The organism is Limnovirga soli (assembly GCF_013106755.1).
Taxonomy (GTDB): domain Bacteria; phylum Bacteroidota; class Bacteroidia; order Chitinophagales; family Chitinophagaceae; genus Limnovirga; species Limnovirga soli.
On sequence record NZ_WHPF01000024.1, the window covers coordinates 1 to 20,128 of the forward strand.

Annotated in this window: 13 protein-coding genes; 4 read left to right on the forward strand and 9 right to left on the reverse strand. The window is 37.7% G+C overall.

Features of this window, described 5'->3' with window-relative positions; translation table 11 throughout:
* Nucleotides 1-44: 44 nt before the first annotated feature.
* From GD597_RS21355 to GD597_RS21380, 6 genes are all read right to left on the reverse strand, one after another.
* Nucleotides 45-2,900, reverse strand: a complete 2,856-nt coding sequence (locus GD597_RS21355; protein WP_171609960.1) for a type I restriction endonuclease subunit R — start codon at nt 2,898-2,900, stop codon at nt 45-47.
* The gene (locus tag GD597_RS21360) at nt 2,901-3,800 is read right to left on the reverse strand and encodes an Abi family protein (protein WP_216368650.1); all 900 of its coding nucleotides are present in this window, start codon (nt 3,798-3,800) and stop codon (nt 2,901-2,903) included. It abuts the gene before it with no gap.
* 288 nt (nt 3,801-4,088) lie between these two features.
* Entirely contained in the window at nt 4,089-5,330 is a 1,242-nt protein-coding gene (locus GD597_RS21365; protein WP_171609961.1) for a PDDEXK-like family protein, read from the reverse strand.
* Nucleotides 5,331-5,334: 4 nt separating this feature from the next.
* Complete coding sequence (locus GD597_RS21370; protein WP_171609962.1) at nt 5,335-6,582, reverse strand: restriction endonuclease subunit S; 1,248 nt, start codon at nt 6,580-6,582, stop codon at nt 5,335-5,337.
* A 2-nt stretch (nt 6,583-6,584) separates the two neighbouring features.
* Nucleotides 6,585-8,156, reverse strand: a complete 1,572-nt coding sequence (locus tag GD597_RS21375) for a type I restriction-modification system subunit M (protein ID WP_171609963.1) — start codon at nt 8,154-8,156, stop codon at nt 6,585-6,587.
* 254 nt (nt 8,157-8,410) lie between these two features.
* Nucleotides 8,411-10,912 (reverse strand): TonB-dependent receptor, encoded by a 2,502-nt coding sequence (locus GD597_RS21380; protein WP_171609964.1) that lies wholly within the window; start codon nt 10,910-10,912, stop codon nt 8,411-8,413.
* A gap of 128 nt (nt 10,913-11,040) precedes the next feature.
* Here GD597_RS21380 and GD597_RS21385 point away from each other — a divergent pair, with 128 nt between their 5' ends.
* A complete protein-coding gene (locus GD597_RS21385) occupies nt 11,041-12,372 on the forward strand; it encodes a T9SS type A sorting domain-containing protein (protein ID WP_171609965.1) in 1,332 nt (443 codons plus the stop codon).
* 289 nt (nt 12,373-12,661) lie between these two features.
* On the opposite strand, the gene GD597_RS21390 is transcribed toward GD597_RS21385, so the two are convergent.
* The 3 genes from GD597_RS21390 to GD597_RS21400 all read right to left on the reverse strand — a co-directional run bounded on the left by GD597_RS21390 (nt 12,662) and on the right by GD597_RS21400 (nt 15,268).
* Complete coding sequence (locus GD597_RS21390; RefSeq protein WP_171609966.1) at nt 12,662-13,600, reverse strand: hypothetical protein; 939 nt, start codon at nt 13,598-13,600, stop codon at nt 12,662-12,664.
* A gap of 175 nt (nt 13,601-13,775) precedes the next feature.
* Entirely contained in the window at nt 13,776-14,423 is a 648-nt protein-coding gene (gene rpe / locus GD597_RS21395; RefSeq protein ID WP_171609967.1) for a ribulose-phosphate 3-epimerase, read from the reverse strand.
* A 35-nt stretch (nt 14,424-14,458) separates the two neighbouring features.
* The gene (locus GD597_RS21400) at nt 14,459-15,268 is read right to left on the reverse strand and encodes a tetratricopeptide repeat protein (protein ID WP_171609968.1); all 810 of its coding nucleotides are present in this window, start codon (nt 15,266-15,268) and stop codon (nt 14,459-14,461) included.
* 92 nt (nt 15,269-15,360) lie between these two features.
* Between GD597_RS21400 and GD597_RS21405 the strand changes: the two genes are divergently transcribed.
* The 3 genes from GD597_RS21405 (at nt 15,361) to GD597_RS21415 (ending at nt 20,076) form a co-directional block, all read left to right on the forward strand.
* Nucleotides 15,361-16,590: a TolB family protein gene (locus tag GD597_RS21405; protein ID WP_216368651.1), complete on the forward strand. Its 1,230-nt coding sequence runs from the start codon at nt 15,361-15,363 to the stop codon at nt 16,588-16,590.
* Between the two features lie 86 nt (nt 16,591-16,676).
* Nucleotides 16,677-17,117 carry a hypothetical protein gene (locus GD597_RS21410; protein WP_171609969.1) on the forward strand — a complete coding sequence of 147 codons (441 nt, stop codon included), beginning with the start codon at nt 16,677-16,679 and terminating at the stop codon, nt 17,115-17,117.
* 865 nt (nt 17,118-17,982) lie between these two features.
* Nucleotides 17,983-20,076, forward strand: a complete 2,094-nt coding sequence (locus GD597_RS21415) for a M48 family metalloprotease (RefSeq protein ID WP_171609970.1) — start codon at nt 17,983-17,985, stop codon at nt 20,074-20,076.
* Nucleotides 20,077-20,128 lie beyond the last annotated feature (52 nt).

Consider the following 20,128-nt stretch of genomic DNA (forward strand, 5'->3'; position numbering starts at 1 on the left):
ACGGAGCAAGTTTAGTACTTACACACTTATTTGCATAGTACCTTCTATTTTCCTGGCATACCGTTTATAAACGTATCTACAAAGGCGAGGATTTTACTCAAAATTCTTTCGCCAATTTTCTTGCGTTCCAATACAGTTGGCTTGTTTCCTTCAATTAATTCCAGTACTTCATCTCTCAATGGTTCTCTTTCGGCAAATAAATAATCTTCAATTATTTTTTCGGTTTTAAGGGGAGATAGATTTTCGTCTTTTACCAATTGATTAAATGCTTTTTGCTGTTCCTGATTCCAAAATTTATCGAATGCTTCTGGAATGTCATCAGTATCTTCTAAAACCGGGAGGTTTTCCTGAATGAATTTTTCTATTAATTCCCTTTTGCTACGCAATTGCACATCACTATTTAGCAAATTGAATATTTCTATTTCTGTTTTGTTTACATCTTTCTGAGGACTGTTTTTAAGTTTTATTAGTAACTGAATTATGTAATTGACATTAATTTCATCACGGTGTATCAGTTCCAACTCAAAGTCCACATCTTCCAAAATGGAAACCTTTTCTTTTTGATGATTGCTCTTTACTTTGTCGTACAAGTCAAGGTATTTGCTCTTGTAATCTTCAAAAAGTTGTTCTGCCATTGCCAAATCGTCCCATTTAAAATCGGCAAAGGCAGAAAGTATATTTTTAATACGCATCAATTCTCTAAAAGCTTTGATAAATTCCAATTCATCATCTTCGCTTTTTAAATCATTTACGCTGTTTACAGTTGGTGCTATTTTTATTAATTCTATAAATGCGGTATTAAATTTTTTTACATAATCTTCATAAGGCTTCATTATAATTACATCTATTGCTTCCTTATTGCTAAAAAGTGTTATCGCCTGGTCGGTTACATTTTTAAGGTTTCGGAAAACAATGATATTACCTTGTGATTTTTGTTCGTTTAAAATTCTGTTGGTTCTTGAATAAGCTTGTATTAATCCGTGATATTTTAGGTTTTTGTCCACATACATTGTGTTCAACGTTGGGCTATCAAACCCAGTAAGGAACATATTTACCACGAGTAAAATATCAATTTTTCGTTCCTTTACTTTCTTTGAAATGTCGTTGTAATAGTTGTAAAAACGTTCACTGTCCTTAGTTGAAAATTTAGTTTCAAACATTGTGTTATAATGCCCGATAAACTCATCTAATTTTTCACGACTGTGTACCTGCAAACCATATAAAGCTCTAGGTTCTTCTGCTACTGACAATTCTTCCGGTAAAAATCCGTTAGCATCTGGATCATCTTCATTGGTGGCATAGCTAAAAATGCTTGCTATACGTAAATTGTGTTTGCCTTCCTGCTTTTTGCGCTGGAAGAAGTCGTAATATTTTATCAATGTTTCCACGCTACTTACACAAAACATTGCAGTAAAATCCCTGTTATGTGTTTTTCGGTTGTGGTTGGCAATAATATAATCTACAATTTTTTCTAATCGTTTTGGTGATTCCATCAACTCTTTGGTGTCGATGTCTTCAACTTCAATATCTATTTCGGTGGCGGTTTCTTTGCGCTTATATCTTCCTACATATTCAACAGAAAACTTCAGTACATTTTCATCTTTGATAGCATCTGTAATTACGTATTTGTGCAAACAGTCGCCAAATAATTCGGTAGTGGTGCGTTTACCCAACTCATTTTTTACGGCATTGTCGGCAAAAATTGGGGTGCCAGTAAAACCGAACAACTGAATGTTGTTGAAAAATGCTTTGATGCGGTTGTGTGTTTCGCCAAACTGACTGCGGTGGCATTCGTCAAAAATGAAAACAATACGTTCGTCTTGCAGTTTTTCCATTTTGCCCAAATACTGTTTTTTACTAATGGAAGTATTGAGTTTTTGAATGGTGGTAACTATGAGTTTTGTATCGTTTGAAAACTGCTGAACCAATTGTTTTGTATTGTCTGTGCCGTCGATACAACCTTTGCTAAAACTGTTGAACTCTTTGTTGGTTTGATAATCCAAATCTTTTCTATCTACCACAAACACTACTTTTTTTACTTGGGGCAAGTTCATTAAAATCTGACTTGCTTTAAACGATGTTAAGGTTTTGCCCGAACCTGTAGTATGCCAAATATATCCATTTTTGTTACTGTTCTTTACCCTGTCTATGAGTGCTTCGACTGCATAAAACTGATACGGACGAAGCACCATCAATATTTTATTGGTTTCGTTGAGCACAATATATTTACATATCATTTTACTGATATGGCAAGGCTCTAAAAATTCGCTGGTAAACCCATTGAGAATATTGGTAAGGCGTTTGTTTTCTTTATTTGTCCAATAAAAAGTTTGTTTGAAAGATTGATGCCTGTTATTGGCATAATATTTTGTATTAACGCCATTGCTGATGACAAATATTTGCAGGTATTGGAACAAGGCAGCATTTGCCCCAAATGAATGACGCTGATAACGATTGATTTGATTGAAGGCTTCTTTAAGCTCCAGCCCTCTGCGTTTAAGTTCTATTTGTACCAAGGGTAAACCGTTAACCAATAGGGTAACGTCATAACGGTTTTTGTAAGTGCCTTCCATTGTTACCTGATGGGTAACCTGAAACTGATTTTGGCACCAATGCTCTGTTTGTATAAATTCGAAGTATATATCCTCACCATTGTCTCTAACAATGTGTTGTTTTTCTCTTAGAGTTTTGGCTTTTTCAAATACAGAGCCTTTGTTTAATATGTTTACTACTTTTTCAAATTCTGCTTTACTGAATTGAATGTTGTTGTGCTTTTCTAATTGCTGTTTGAGGTTGTTAATTAAATCTTTTTCGTTTTTCAATTGCACTAAGCCATAGCCTAACTTTTGCAGTTGAGCTACCAGTTGTTCTTCTAATATTTGTTCGGGTTGTTTAGCCATTTATTTCCAAAGAGGTTCGTTAGTCCAATCAGGTTTCATACCTAGGGCATTTGGGTCAACTGATGGGTATTTTGCCAACAAATCAATAAGCTTTACTGAAAACGAGTTTTCAGGAGCAATAATATTAATTAAATATTTCATTATACAAAGATGTATATACAATTTTTGGTTATCAGTAGGTACATCATTTACCCATTTGTAAGGAGGCTTTGAAAGTAGTTTGGGTGCGCCGGGTAAATTTTTATTCCATAAACGACTGTGATGAGCACAATAATTTCTTATTTGTGCAATTGATTGAAGCCAACTGGGTAAGTAGGTATGATTTACAGCCCCCAATTCTTTAGCGATGGTATCTTTTGCATTGATGGTATTTTTAAGGTTACCATAAAGCTTGGATAAGGAACCGAAACTGGTTAGTTCCAGCGTTTTCCATGCGGGGGGAAATCGCAGGTCGTCTTTGTATTTTTGTTTGTGTTCTTTGATGAAAATATCTTTTGAACGGTCTACTTCTTCTTTTATACTGGCCAGGGTTTCAATTAAAGCTCCTGAATTTTCAAATATGTTTGTGTTTTGAAACCACCATGGGTCAAACTCATGCGATAAATGGTAAATTAATTTTGTTCTGAGGCTAATTTCTATTTTTTCAATTACATCGAAAAGCAGAATTCTTAATTCCCTATCAAAATTGTATAGCGCAACTACATCTTCAAACTTACTGTTTGGCTTAAAAATATGCTTTTCTTTATCGCTTTGCATGGGCCACCAATAGCCTGCAAGCCTGTAATAACTTACATGTGATAAATAATGAATGGCCAATTGTTCGTTAGTAATGGCCAAACCCCTTTGTTGAAGCTGTTTTATATGTTGCTCAATGGTAAAGCTTTGTTTATCATAAATCATTTCAATTGCTTTTGTTTTGAGTATAAAAAACCCCCTAAGAGCGTATTTGAGATACGCCAGGGGGTATATTAAGTTAACGAAAGGGTTATAAAAGCAAAAGACTCGCCCTGGTACGCAACCTTTTCAGGTTTTAGCGTGGCGAGTACTGTTGGTGCAAATATAGATGCATTTTTCAATTTTGTATCCATTTTAAAGCTAAAATTTTAAAGCCATAGATTTTAAATGATTTAAACAGACTGAAAGCATCCAACCTGTTCTTACCCTTTTGGTTGATATAACTATATTATCTTATAATATTTGTTCGGGTTGCTTAGGCATTGTTTTACTTTCAAGATATTGTAATAACTCTGGACCAAGGTTTGAAATAAATTCTTTGATTTCATTAACAATATATGTGGTTAATCTAATTTTAAAATCTTCATCTGAATAAATTTTCCCCAAAATTTTGCCAGAATTAAAGTGTAAACTATACCCTTCGAAATCATCTAATGATGAGTAATATGGCCAGTAATAGCTCTCTTCACTTATAGGCCAGGAAAATATAGCATTAATAGGTTCAGCGTTTATGCTATAAATACCTACATCCAACCCTTCACCATCTAAGTTGAACGACTCTATACCAAAAAATTGATTGGCAGTATCATAGGCTTTGTATTTAAGCCATATTTGAGCTCCTGCATTAACTTGATCGCCTTCGTAAATATTAAATTGCGCACCCATTTCAATTCTCAATAAATCAGCAACTGTTTTTCGCAAACTGTCGCAAACACCTTTTTTAACAATGTTAAAATTTGCGTTTATGTATGATGCTTCTTCAAAATACTGCAGCATTAACCCGTTTAATTCTTTGGCATATTGATTGTCCATTGTAAAAGTTATTTTCTTTATGAGAATAAGATATTGCCTGATTGTTTCCCGCAATAATGGCTGCTCTGCACATTCTTTTAAGCACTTTGTTAGCCATTGCAGAATATCTTTTTTATAAGAAATTAAATAGAAGTCCGTTCCTTCTTCTAGTGTTCCCTTACTATAATTTGTGGGAACTTTACCTGAAGGTGTTAGATATAGAATTGTATTTTTTTGTTTGTTATATTTACTATACCTAAGAATCTGCTTTTCTTGTTCTGTGTTTTCGTCAATTTTATTTTCAATTGTTATGCTCTCATTCCTGGCATCAAAAAGAAAAATATCCAGATAACCACCTGATTCTTTGCCTTCCTCTAAATTAATAGTGCCAATATATTTATTGGTGCAAACCCTTGCTGTTTTAAAATCAAATGAACTGTTAGGGGCAATAGTTTTCCAATCAATTGTTTCTAAAAACAATTCTAAAAATGTGCTTCCTTTATAATGCAAACCATTAGGATCAAGTAAGGCTGCGATAAATGGTGTATGAGTTTGCGTTTCTTTCTTTTCCATTCTAAGAATAGAAAATATATTAAACGATTCCCCTTTTACTTTTTCCAGTTCTTTTTCGTGGTTAAGAATGGTTCTTGTGCTATTTAGCAGCCATTGGGTTTCTTTTATCATAATATTACACAAACATTTTTTGCAACAAAGCCCTCTTGTATAGTTGGGTTTGCTTTATCTGAGTTTCGGTACTGTTTATTTTATTATCAATTGTTCTAAGGAAAACTGCAATTTTTCTCTGTTCTTTAATAATCGGTATGTTGATTTTTATTTTGGCTAAATCTCCTAAATAGATTCCGGGTTGCGCGGAAACAACTTGCCTTTTTAATAATTCTAATTGAAATAGTTCTTGATTAAATAATTGATAGATAAATTCTGGCAAATTGTTTTCAAATCTTAAAAATGCAACACTTCTTTGAAACGCCACATTTTTAATATTATCTTTCCAGATTGCTGTTCTGCCTATTGTTCCTACAATTGTCAGCAAAATATCATCATTCTTTAATTTGTAATTTTTATAAATTGAATCGAAATCTTCTTTTGAAATCTTTCTATCAGCTTCTTCAATTTTTATAATGCCATCAACAACATTTTTAGCACTTAATAAATAGTAATTACCAACTTTGCTGTCCTTGTGAGTGCCGTGTGTACCGTCTTTTATCAAAGAGGCAATATCACCAATTTTAAATGTTTCCCAATTTGGAAACTCTTTTCCATTCTCATCTTTAAATCTCAATTCTTGCGAAAAGAGTTTTTGCATTATGCCTTTTTTGTATTGTTCTAAAAGCTTTTTCTTTTGTTTTAGTTCTGCAATTTTCTTGTCTAAAACGGTGAAGAAAGAAGCAATACGGTTTTGTTCTTCAAGAGTAGGAAGTAACAGAGAAATAGAAGATAACATTTCTTGTCCAATATTGTACCTTGTACTTCCTCCTGATTTAGAGGTAATCTGATTTCTTGCATAATCTGTTTTTAAGAATAGATTTAGAAATATAGGGTCGTATTCACCAATTTTCTTTCCTCTGATTACAAAGCCTCCAAAAGTTGCTTGTTGAGAATTATCTAAATATACATTTGCTGAACCAACTTCCTCTCTCGTTTCAGAGCTTCTTTGGAATAAAATATCTCCGTAGCTGACAGAAAATTTTTCAGCTATTGATTCGTCAACCTCGACACTACCAATTATTTTTTCGTGAGTTATGAAATCATTATTTAGTATGTCTAATACATTAATAAACTTGTAACCTCGCCCATATTGTTCTTTTGAAGCGTTTATGCCGTTTTTAAACTCCAGTAAATTTCCCAACTGATAATTTTCCCACTCATCCTTAAAATGAGGAAACCTTAGATTGGGTCTTCTTTTTACATTTTTCATTTTTAGAAAGGTGTTGCGATTTTTAGCTCAATACAAAAATCTAGAATAATTTTATCGGTTAATTTCATTTCTTTTTCCAAGGATTTTAAATCAGACGCAACTTTGTCGATGTCAATATCTATTTCAGCATTATAACTATCTACATATCTTGGTATATTTAAGTTGTAATCATTTTTAATGATTTCTTTTAGCAAAATCCTTTTGCTATACTTAATTTCTTCAAGTCTATTGCGATAAGTGTCAATAATTTTATCAATATGTTCGTCCTTTAAGACATTTTGAGTTTTTACTTTTTCGAAATATTTACTTGCATCAATAAATAATACATCTTCAGGTTGCTCTCGGCATTTTTTGAAAACCATTATGCAAGTTGGAATACTTGTACCGTAAAATATATTGGCTGGTAAACCAATAACTGCATCTAAATAATTTCGGTCTTCAATTAAGTATTTACGAATGTGCTGTTCTGCCCCGCCTCTGAATAATGTGCCGTGAGCCAAAACAACACCCATTATACCATTTTCAGATAAATGATGAATCATGTGTTGCACAAAAGCATAGTCGGCTTTACTGCCCGGGGCTAATTTACCGTATTGGCTAAAACGGTCGTCGCTGGTAAACAATGGGTTGGCACTCCATTCAGCCGAAAAAGGTGGATTGGCTACAATGGCTTCGAATTGTTTATCTAGGTGTTGTGGATGTTCTAAAGTATCTTCCTGTTTAATATTGAACTTGCGATAATGCACCCCATGCAAAATCATATTCATTCGGGCAAGGTTATAGGTGGTGCGGTTCATTTCCTGACCGTAAAAGTTGCTTACTTCTGTTACTTCTTTTGCCACGCGCAACAACAGAGAACCCGAGCCACAGGTAGGGTCGTACACTGATTTTAGTTTGCTTTTGCCTGTGGTTACAATTTTTGCCAAAACTTTACTTACTTCCTGTGGCGTATAAAATTCGCCTGCTTTTTTACCGGCACCACTGGCAAACTGCCCTATCAGGTATTCGTAAGCATCGCCCAATACATCTAATTCGGTTTGCTCCAGTTTGAAATCAATTTTATCAAGGTGTGAGAGTACTTTGGCAATAATTTCATTTCTTGCTTCGGGGGTTTTACCCAGCTTGGTGCTGTTTAAATCCATATCCTCAAAGAGGTTGTCAAAATCCTCTTCGCTTTCAGTTCCCATTGTAGATAACTGAATATTATTTAGGATTTTTTGCAGATCCTGTAGTATGAAATTGTTTTCTCCTTCTACATCGCTATTACCCCGTTTTGCCACTTCGCTAAAGAGTTCAGCAGGTTTTAAGAAATAACCGAGTTTTTCCAAAGATTCTTCTTTGATGGCCTGAATGTATTCTTTGCCCTGACTGGTATTTTCGTTTATGGATTTATACTTTATGTCATCAGATTTTAAAATACTGTTGGCATAAATTTCCATTTTTTCGGCAAGGTATTTATAGAAAATAAAGCCCAAAATATAGTCACGAAATTCATCTGCGTTCATTTTACCCCTTAGTGTATTGGCTATATTCCAAAGCTGTTGTTCAAGTTGCTTTTTTTGATCTTCTGACATTTACAAATCTCCTTAATTTGTTAAGGTGCTAATTTACGTTTTAATTAGTGAGATGCGGCTGCATATGGCAATGCAATTTTTGGCAGGTTAGTTAACGGGATGTTTGTTTTTTGGGTTATTGGTGCCAGATTTTATTATAACATGTATTTTCTGCTGCCCAAACTATCTAACCGTACAAGTGTGCGACGCAAGGATGTTGCCAATGGCGGTGCTGCCGGGCTAATAATAGCTATTGCGCTGTTTACCAATTGCATTTACCAACGGGCAATAATTTTAAGATTCAGCAGCCTTGGGGTTAACCGGTTGGGAATGGTGTAGGTGTTATTGCCATAATCTTTTACCAGCTGATAGCTGATGGTATTGGCACGGTCTATTACATTAAATATTTCGAGGGTTGCCCAAATATCAGTAAAGTTTTTAAAGGGGGAATGGCTGCGCCGGTTGCTTTGCGCCGTTAGCAATAGGGCGCTAAAACCCATGTCTACCCGAATATAAGGCTCTATTTGCAGGGCATTGCGGTAGCGGGCATTGCCGGGAATATTATACGGCAGGTTGCTGCCATAAATGGTATTGAAATATACTTTTATGTTTTTGTTGGTGCTTAAATAATCCTGGAAAAATAGGCCAAATGTTACCAGCCTGTCAGTAGGCCGGCGCAACCAACCGATGGCATTAACGCTGCTGTCGGCAGGTATTTTGTCGATGGTGGCAGGGCCAATAATTTCTCCGCTGGCATTGGTGTAGGTGGTATAGCTATCGTTATTGATATTTTCCCGGGTGCGCATGAGGCCAAGGCTTATCCAGCTTTCGGCATCTTTTACCAGTTCTCCAAACAGGCGGGCTTCTATACCGGCGGCATAAGCTTTGGCATTGTTTTGGGCATAGTAGCGCAGCCTTACATTGTCTATATCATAAGGCACGGCGTCTTTTATGTATTTATAATACAGCTCGGTACTAAAGCGGGCCGGGCGTTGAAACAGCCTAAACTGATAATCGAAGCCGCCACTTAACTGATAGCTTTTTTGAGACAGCAAACCGGTGTTGAGGCTGCCATCAAAACGCCGCATTTCGCGATAGAAAGGGGGTTGCACATATACGCCGGCAGCAACCCGGATGACGATATCTTTTTTCCACGACTGCGGTTTAAATGAAAGACCTGCCCGCGGCGATACCAGGAACTCTTTATTAAGTGTATTGTAATTATAACGGGCACCCAGCTGCATGGTAAAACCAGAAGAATCGGCAAAGCGAATATTGTCTTGTACATAGCCGCTAAAGCGGGTAATGCCTAATTGGGCCGTACTGTTTACCGCACTAAACAATGACAGCGGGCCGGGCTGGTTGGGTAGGGAATAACCGGCAGAATCCCTATACTCCCATTCGTTTTGATGATCGGTAATTAACTGTCTTTCAATGCTATTACCCCATTGGATAAAATGGCGGCCTTTATCGAGAGTGCCTTTATGTGCAGCGGTATACACATCAATATCTAATGCATTGCGGGCATAGTTTTGGTTTACACCAGCGCCCAGGGGGTTTACAATACCGCCGCCATTATTTACATCGCGTTCGCCAAATAAATAGGCGCCGGTAATATCTATATTTTCCTGCTCGCTATTGTTAAAATAACTTACCATCCATTTTAACTGCAGGCTTCTTGTGGGTTGGTGAATAGCGCTAAGCCCAACAAAACCGGTACTATACTTGTCTTTTTCCTGTCCCTGAAAAAAAATATCCAGTCCTAAAGAAGAGGAATATAAAGGTGAAAATACTCCTGATGTTAACTGACTTTCTTTAGGATAAAAACGAAAGGAGGTAGCTGAGATATTGGCCATGGCTTCCAACCGCCATTTGGTGGCCACCTGCCAGGTAATGAGTGATTGCCAATCGGCACTGGAAGGAATATAATTGCCGGTGGTTTCCTGGCTGCTGAGCAGATTTTTGTTGCTGCGGTTTCTTAGCCCCAGCAAATAGGTAACCTTTTTATGGTTTGCTGTGCCTTCGAGGTGGAGGCCTTGTTCTAATAAACCCAGATAGGCTGAGCCACTGTTAAGGGTGGGTTTACGGTAGGTTATATCCAGCACAGAGCTCATTTTATCGCCATATTTGGCCTGAAAACCGCCATTATAAAACCTTACGTTGCCAGTAAGTTCGGGATTTATAAAACTAAGCCCTTCCTGCTGGCCGCTGCGTACCAGATAGGGTCGATACACTTCAAAATCGTTTACATACACCAGGTTTTCATCATAGCTGCCACCACGTACATTGTATTGGGAAGAAAGTTCATTATTGCTACCTACCAATGTTTTAATGAGGCCTTCTATACCGCCAATAGGCGAGGGGTTGAGCAATGCTTTATTGGCATCTAATACATTCAGGCCTGCCTGTTGCCGTTCCCGTTGGTCTTTAATAGTAACCGCCTGCAGTTCATTGGTATAGCGTTGCATTTGCAGCCTTATAAATTCTTTTTCATCGGTACCGGGATAGAAATTCTTTTGGATGGTTAAAAAACCGGTATAGCTAAATACCAGGGCCATTGGTTTATTGGCAATTACAGTAATGCTAAAAAAACCAGTATCGTTGGTAATTACTTTTTTACTGGCATTGAGGATTTCTACCACCACCCCGGATAGTGCTTTGCCATTGTCATCAGTAATAATACCGCTGATAGAAGCCTTTTTTTGTTGTGCCTGCAATAGAAAAGAAATACCCAGCAAAAAGAATAAAATACCCGAACGTTTAAAATGTGTAAGCATTACCAGCTATTAGGGTTTGAAGATACGTATTGCCCTGAAATAACGCCCTACATAAGATTTGCATTAAATTATTATTGCCTACAATGTTGGTAGGCAAATATCTATTACTTTGCAGAAAACCAAAACATATGCTAAGAAATTTTACCCTAATTATTTTGTGTGTACTGATGGCAATGGCTGTACAGGCCCAGCGTTTGCTTACAGAAGATTTTAATTATTCTGTAGGACAATTAACTGACTCAGCAGGTGGAGCCAATGTGAGTGGCGGCAAATGGACGCCTAATTCGGGCAGTGCATTTTTTATACAGGTGGTTGCCGGTGATCTTAGTTATGCCAACTACAATACTAACCCCGATGGTAGCAGCGGAAAGATTTTGATGGACAGCGTAAAATCTTCAGCAGAAGATGCATTTACTTCTTTTACTGCGCAAACAAGTGGTACAGTATATACCAGTTTCTTAATAAACCTGGAAACTGCGAATAACCTTATTGCACACGACTCAGCCATTGGCGAATATTTTGCGGCATATTTACCAAGTACCAGCGGTTCAAGTTATTCTGGCAGGGTATATATTCGCAAGGGATCTGTTGCCAACACGTTTAACCTGGGTATTTGCCCATCTACAGCCAGTGTTAGTTTACCCATTAGCTGGGTAAGTGCCGATTTTGCTATTTCTATTACGCACCTGGTAACATTTTCTTACGAAATTATTAGCGGTGGAACAAATGATGTGGTGAAAATTTGGGTAGATGAGCCTGTTAGTGGTACTGAGCCGTCAGCCCAGGCCAGTGGTGTTTATTCTATAGGTTCTGAACCTACCAATATAGGCCGCTTTGCTATAAGGCAGGCAGGTGCATCAAAAGGTGGTACACCCAAATGTGCTATTGATGCTATTAAAGTATCTACCTCCTGGGCCGATGGCACATTGCCTTTAACCATTTCTGCATTTAATGTAATAGATAATAACGGACATGCCGGCTTAAGCTGGGTAACCTGTAATGAAATTAATGTAAACCATTTTGTGGTAGAAAGAAGTGCAGATGCACAGCAATTTACCGCTGTTACAACTGTACCGGCTAAGAACGCCAACTGCGCAACAACTTATAAGGTTACTGATGTAAAATTATTAAGCGGTACTGCTTATTATCGTATTAAATGTGTTGATAATGATGGGGCAGCCAAATATAGCGGTATTGTATCTTTCAATGGCAAGGCGGTGGTTAGCATTAATGTATTTCCAAACCCTGTAGCAAATACATTGGTGATGATGCACCCGAAAGCCATTAATGGTGCCAGTTTACAGGTAATAAGCCTTGATGGAAAACCGGTCTTGCAACGCAGTATACAACAAGATGCCATACAAACCAGTGTAGATGTATCCAGACTGCCAAAAGCAAATTATATTGTACTGTTTACCAATGGTAATACCAAACAAACACTTAGGTTTGTAAAGCAATAATTAACTATTTTAAGCATAAAAAAACCTCTGCATTTGCGGAGGTTTTTTTATGCCTGATATGTATCTTTTTTGGGTATTTGTGCCAGGCTCAGCAGCATTACTTTAGTACAAGAGTGCGACGCAAGTAAAGCTGATATATGCTATTTGCAGGGCTCCAAAAAAAATAGTTAAATACAACCATTTTAATACAGATGATGTTCCCGGCATTTGTACAATTATCGACAGTTGTTGCGTCGCACTCTTGTGCAGCATATCAATATGGGGCATTAATACAAAACACTATTTTAAACTATGGCCGTGCAAAATCAACTGTGGGTTTTATTACACCAGTTAAGGAGGCATATGATGGTGCACCAATACAGGAAGCCATACCATCTGTAAGCAATGATGCCCCGCTTGTAGGATCAAAATTACCCGTTATAAAAAGGCCACTGCAGGAACAATCAAAATGTAAACCCATTTCAGGGAAAGAAGCAGCAGGCGCACCCGGTGCAATGATACCGGTATAATTACATGCTGGCAATGACAATGCCCCTGTGGCAAGATTAAAGCTGATTATTTTGCCATTGGGGCCATTCATTTGCATTACATAACCCTGTCCATTACAGCCAAAGGTTAAACCCCTTAATTGTCTGGCTACAGGCACAGTTGCTGGCATACAAACAACATTGGTTGGCGCACCGGGGTTAATTACAACAATACGGTTATTAAAGGCAGTGCTGCCCCGGTTAATGGCATAATAACGCCCATTGGTTATATTGTATTCAATATCGCTTACGTTTAGCAGTATTCCGCACGATGAAACCATGGCAACATGCGTGGCTATACTGGGATTAGATATGGGAAACCTCAATATGCGGTTTGGATAATTACTGGCAGGCGAAGTAGTAGCGGTAACTATACCAGAAATAGGTTCGTATGCAATGCCGGTTACAAACGTAATAGGTATAGTGGTACCCGCTTCCCTAATTACATTATCGCCATAACTACCGATAATACCGCTTAGCAGCGGCCCACCGGTTGTTGGCGAACCAAGGGTTTTAAACATATATGAAATACCGCCCGGATCTAGTATTAATTGAAAATAGGTGGCCTGGCAGGCAACGGCAGCATTGCTTTCCGTTACTGATATTGCACGCTGGCTAATTTGCTGATTTTGTTTTTGGCATGAAATCATTACCAATAATGCCACCACTAAAATGGGCAGCGAAAAAGTGTTTTTTTTCATATCTGCAAGTTTTGGTTTACCCTTATTATCGCAATTGGGTACTGCGCCTACTCTGTTATGGATTTTCGGTTGGCTCCTTGTATAAATATAATTTTTTTTTATCCACCACCACCTTAAAATAAAAAAGCTACAGGCCTTAGCCTGTAGCTTTAAATGAGTTAACCTTTTGCAGGGATTATACAGCCTTAAACGCCTTAATTGCTTCTACCGGATTTGCTGCATTAAAAACACTGCTGCCTGCTACCAGTACATCTGCCCCTGCAGCTACAATAGATGCGGCATTATCCAGGGTAACACCGCCATCAATTTCAATTAAGGTAGATAAACCTCTTTCATCAATCATGCGGCGTAATTGTTTTATTTTTTCGATTGTGTAAGGAATAAATTTTTGTCCGCCAAAGCCTGGATTTACACTCATTAAACAAACAATATCTGTATCGTGCAAAATATCGCTTAGCAGGCTTACGGGTGTGTGTGGGTTAACGGCTACGCCGGCTTTCATACCCAATTCTTTTATTTGCTGTAAATTTCTATGCAGGTTGGGGCAAGCTTCTATATGCACTGTAAGGTTATCAGCACCTGCTTTTTTAAAAGCGGCGGCATAATTGCCGGGGTCCAGTATCATTAAATGCACATCGCAAATTTTATTGGTGGTTTTGCGGATATTTTCAATAATGGGCAAGCCAAAACTGATATTGGGTACAAAGCGGCCATCCATAACATCTAAATGAAACCATTCTGCGGGGCTATTGTGTACCATGGCACATTCTTCTTCCAGCTTTAAAAAATTACTGGCTAAAAACGAAGGAGCTATTATAGGCATATATGTTGTTTTGTTGTATGTGAAAAACCGATTTTTTATTTTTTTTCTACCCTTTGTATGGCAGCAGCAACCACTGAATCGTTGCGGCTAAGATTGAGTGATTGTTTATAACGCAATGCGGCACTATCGTTTATGTGCATCATCTCGTAACAGCGGCCCTGCCAATAGTAAGTATCTGCATCCAGCGCATTAATAGTTGACGCAAAAACAAATATGTTAAGGGCTTCCTGGTATTGTTGTGCATCAAAATATACCAATCCCTTTTCTATATAGGCTTCCATATAGGTATAGTTATTGGCAATGCAATTATCAAAGCTGGCAAGGGCTTTTTCTATGTTGCCGGTGCGTGCATAATAGATGCCGGTTATAAAGGCGGCATGGGCATCGGTTTCTCTGCCTAGTCCAAAATCTTTTACCTGTTGAGAAAGAATAAGGGCATTTTGATTTTTTTGCTCAGCATATAAATTGGCCAGGCTTAGCAAGGCATCTGGAGAGGGATAAATACGTAAGGCCTTATCATAACTAAACATGGCTTTTGCTGTATCTTTTGCATCTTCAGCAATTTGGCCCAGATTATACCAAAGTCCGTAGTTAGCAGAATCCTTAGCCAATAAGGTATCCATTTGTATAAATGCTTTTGAAAATTCGCCGGCACTATCGTAAGCTGCGGCCAGTTGTAAGCGAAGACCAACACTATCAGGATGTTGTGCTACCTGCGCACTTAGCATTTGAATATAGGCTTCAAAACGCTTTGCATTCGCATCGGCGCTATTGTTGTCCTGCTCAGTCTGGCAGGCATAACACATAAACAGTATTAATAATATGGCGATAAATGGCTTCATCATAGCGCAAAAGTAAATACACGGGGTGTAATTATGACTATTTTCTGACAATTGATTGTTTGCAGCAAACACTACATTTGCACAAATCTTTATTCATGAGTTTGAATACACGGTATTCTATTGCTTGTTGTTATAACACTACTTCTCAAAAAGCTGATATGCTTAGCCCAATAATGTTACCCCAGCACAAGAGTGCGACGCAAGGAACGATGCATTTACTATCTACTGCCGGGTTACAAAAAATGTTACAACCTTGTTTGTTGTTGTTGTTTATGGTGTGCAGCCAGCTTATACAGGCACAAACCACTACAGGTGATACACTGCACTATGCCGATGAAAAGCATTTTAAAAATATACGCCAGCTAACTTTTGGTGGCGATAATGCCGAAGCCTACTGGAGCTTTGATAATAGCCGAATTATTTTTCAACGCACCAACCCAAAAGAAGGCGTAATGTGCGACAGGATGTTTGTTGGCCGTATACCCGCTACCGACAAGGATAGTTTTAGCTTTTACGAGGTAAGCAATGGCCGCGGACGTACTACCTGTGGTTATTTTATGCCCAATGGTAAAGAAGTATTATACGCCTCTACCTATTTAGGTGGCGATAGCTGCCCACCGGTACCAGACCGAACCAAACTGGGCAACCGTTATGTTTGGCCTATATATGAAAGCTTTGATATTTTTCGTGCCGGCACCGATGGTAAAATAAGGGAACGTGTTACTACCACACCGGGTTATGATGCCGAAGCCACATTATCCCGCGATGGCAAAAAAATGATATTTACTTCTATGCGTGATGGCGACCTTGACCTGTATGTAATGGACATGGCCACTAAAAAAATAATTCGTGTTACCAAAGACCTGGGCTACGATGGTGGTGCCTGGTTTAGCCCCGATGGTACCAAAATTGTTTGGCGTGCCAGCCGCCCCAAAACTGAGGCAGAGATAAAGGATTATAAAGACCTGCTGGCTCAGGGCCTGGTAGCCCCAACACAAATGGAAGTATTTGTAGCCAATGCCGATGGCAGCAATGCAAAACAAATTACCCATTTGGGCAATGCCAACTGGGCACCCAATTTTACACCCGATGGCAAGCGCATTATTTTTTGCAGCAATCATGAATATAAAAGGGGCTTTCCTTTTAATATGTATTTGATAAACATGGATGGTACCGGCCTTGAAAAAATTAGCCGGGATAAAGGTTTTGATGCATTCCCCATGTTTAGTAGCGATGGCAAAAAAATTATGTTCTCTTCAAACCGCAGTAATGGTGGCACCAGAGATACCAATTTATTTATGGCCGATTGGGTAGACAATCCGTAAATGCTGCTGGCCTAAGCGGGTGAATATATATATTGATATTTCTTAATCCGGCATTCTGCCTGTAGATTTGTTTAAAATAAAAAGCTATGTACAATTTTCTATTAATCCTGCACAGTGTATTGCGTTGGGTAATTATACTGTTACTGGTGGTAAATATTCTGCGGTTTTTATCGGCTACTGTTACCAATAAAGTGGCTTTAAGTAAATGGTTGCTTATTGCGGCGCATGCTACCTTATTAATTGGTTTATACCAGTACTTTGCCGGTGGCAGCGGCTTTGCTTTAATACAGCAATATGGTATGGGCGAAGCTATGAAAGACAGTGCCAAACGCTTTTGGGCAGTAGAACATATTACGGGTATGATTATTTCCATTGCGTTAATTACAGTGGGCCATATATCGTTAAAAAAATCGGGCAATAGCAAGCGAAGTGCTATTTTGTATATACTGGCATTGGCTATTATACTGGCAACCGTGCCCTGGCCATTCCGCGAAGGTATTGGCAGGCCATGGTTACCTGGTATGTAAATGCAAAAGATGAGCCGGGCAATAGTATTGCTATCAGGCTTTACTTGCGTCGCACACTTGTACGGTTAGATGCTATACTCACCAGGCAGGTAAAGCAACAAACATAATTTAATAGCGAAGCAGCATAACCGGCTTCGCTATTTTTTTTTGCAGATAACTAAGTATTCAATTACTTACATTAAGCAACAACTGTATCTAGTTTATTGAGATATTAAAAGCATGTGAAATGTATGATAAGGTTTGGTGGAGTATAGATACTTTTCGCTTCCATAATAGCCGCATAGCATTACCACCGCACAAGAGTGCGACGCAACGTACGATTAGTAATGATTTGTTGCCGGGTACATACAAAACGCTTAAGCAAGGACCTCTTTATTATGTTTGGCAATGTACTCTAATGGTGATAGGCCTGTTTTTGTTAAATAATTACCTGAATGCAATTACTTCTGCATATCCTACATGAGTTAATAGCACAACTATTTTTTTAATATAGAGGCAAGGGAAAATAATAAGGCCATAATTTTATACATAATGGCCAGTTACCGGCCATGGAATGTTCTAAGGATTGCTCTGATGGGTGGAATCATTATTTGCCCCTTTGTTTATTTAATGTAATAGCAAAAGGTAAAGACAATCCCAATGTGCTAGATAAGGAAATATAAGAAATGGGCCAATCAGCAATAATATTTTGGGCATACCTAATTGCAAAACCCTGCCAAAGGAATGACGATGCTATAATGGCGGCAATACCAGGCATTAAACAATAAAAATTATCACTTAATGCTATTAATAATTAAATTTTAATGAGGAAGCTTATTTAACAAAAGAGGCTTTTTATATCTTGTACCATAAACAAGCCCAATCCATGAATCAATTTATTTATCCCCCCTCTCCCTTATTGCCTGATCCCAATATTATACAGCCATCAGCTACATTTAAAAAGCAGGTAACAAAAGTTATTATTGCCATAATATTGTTTTTTATAGTGTACCTAGTATTAATAATAGCTGCAATTGCACTTGCCGTGGTTTGCTGTTATTTGGGTGTGGTACTTATTGTGGAATTCCCCAGTTTCGTTGTACTTATTGCTGGCCTTGGCATGATTGCAGTAGGCATTTCAGTGCTGTTTTTTTTAATCAAGTTTATTTTTGCGGTTTCAAAAAATGAAAACCCCAGCCGCGTAGAAATTACTGAAGCAGATCAGCCTCAACTCTTTAATTTTATACGACAGCTTACTACAGAAACAGCAACTCCTTTTCCCAATAAAATTTATATTTCGCCCGATGTAAATGCCTGTGTATTTTATAATTCCAGCTTCTGGAGCATGTTTTTGCCTGTAAAGAAAAATCTGGAAATTGGCCTTGGCCTGGTAAACAGTATTAATATGAGCGAACTAAAAGCTGTATTAGCCCATGAGTTTGGACATTTTAGCCAACGCAGTATGAAGTTGGGTAGTTTTACTTATAATGTTAATCGTGTTATCTATAATATTTTATTCGAAAATACCAGCTATACCACCTTCCTGCAAACCTGGGGTGGGCTGCATAGTATACTGGCTTTATTTGCGAATATTACCATCAAAATTGCACAGGGAATACAATACATTTTACGGGCCATGTATAAAGTAATCAATAAAAGTTACCTGGGCCTAAGCAGAGAAATGGAATATCATGCAGATGCAGTTGCCGCAAGTGTTTCAGGGGGTAATAACCTGGTAAGTGCTTTAAGCAGAATTGATGTTGCCAACAGTTGTTATAATACTGCACTGGACAAAGCTGATGAGTTATTAAAAAATAAAAAAGCAACAGAAAATATTTTTAGTAATCAGCTGGCCGTATTACATAATGTGGCAGATAAATTTAAATTGCCACTGGTAAATGGATTACCAACTATTTCATATGAGTTTGTGCATTCATTTTCTTCGGCGCGTGTTAATTTTAAAGATCAGTGGGCAAGCCATCCGCAACTGGATGAAAGAAAAAGGGAGTTGGATAAACTACAATTAAATATTGCTCCCAACGAAAGCCCGGCCTGGCATATTTTTAATCACCCAGAAAATTTACAGCAGCTACTAACTGAAAATTTATATAGAAATATACCGGCAAAAGATCAACTCGAAATATTTACTACCACTGAGTTTAAAGAATGGCAACTTACAGAAAATGTTAACTACGAATTCCCGGCAGCATATAATGGTTTTTATGATGGCCGAGTAGTAAGTATACCTATTAGCGAAATAATCAGTTTGGCTAATATTGAGCCACAAAAGACTTTTGAAGAAATATTCACCTCGGACAATGCCAAATTACAGGCCACCATTAAAAGTTACCAAAACGATTATAATACCATCAAAGCCATTCAGAATAAAGAAATAGATGTAACAAATTTTGATTTTGATGGCATCAAATTCAGCCGCAAAGATTGCGACACTATTTTGACACAGCTGCAAACAGAGATAGATAACAAAGAGCAGGCGCTTTCTATTTTAGATAAAGCAGCTTTTACTTTGTTTACCAAATACGGCAGTAACATAACAGATTCTTATTTATCCCTTCAAAAAGTAAATGAGCAATACAACAGTTATGTAATAATTGCCAACGATCTTTTAAACTTTATCCAAACTTTCTATACCGGCAGCCTAACTGCCGAGCAGGTAGCCAAAATGGTAGGCACTTTAAAACATAATCACGAGAAAAAATTAAGGACCGCATTATTACAAATAATTGAGGGAGGTATATTGTCTGCTAATGAAAATGAAATATTCCATAAAAAAGTCAATTCATTTCTGGAAAAAGATTATTATTATTTTGTAAGCAATCAATTTCAAAATGATGAGCTGGATATGCTTCGAACTGTTACCATTGAAACAGCTGAAATCCTTAGTAATTACCGGTTTAAGTTATATAAACAATTACTCGAAATGCAATTGCAGCAATATGAGGCAAAAATGAACTTGTAAATTGAGTGGTATATTTTTTTGTAGCCAAACTATGTCATTCAATTTGGCTTTA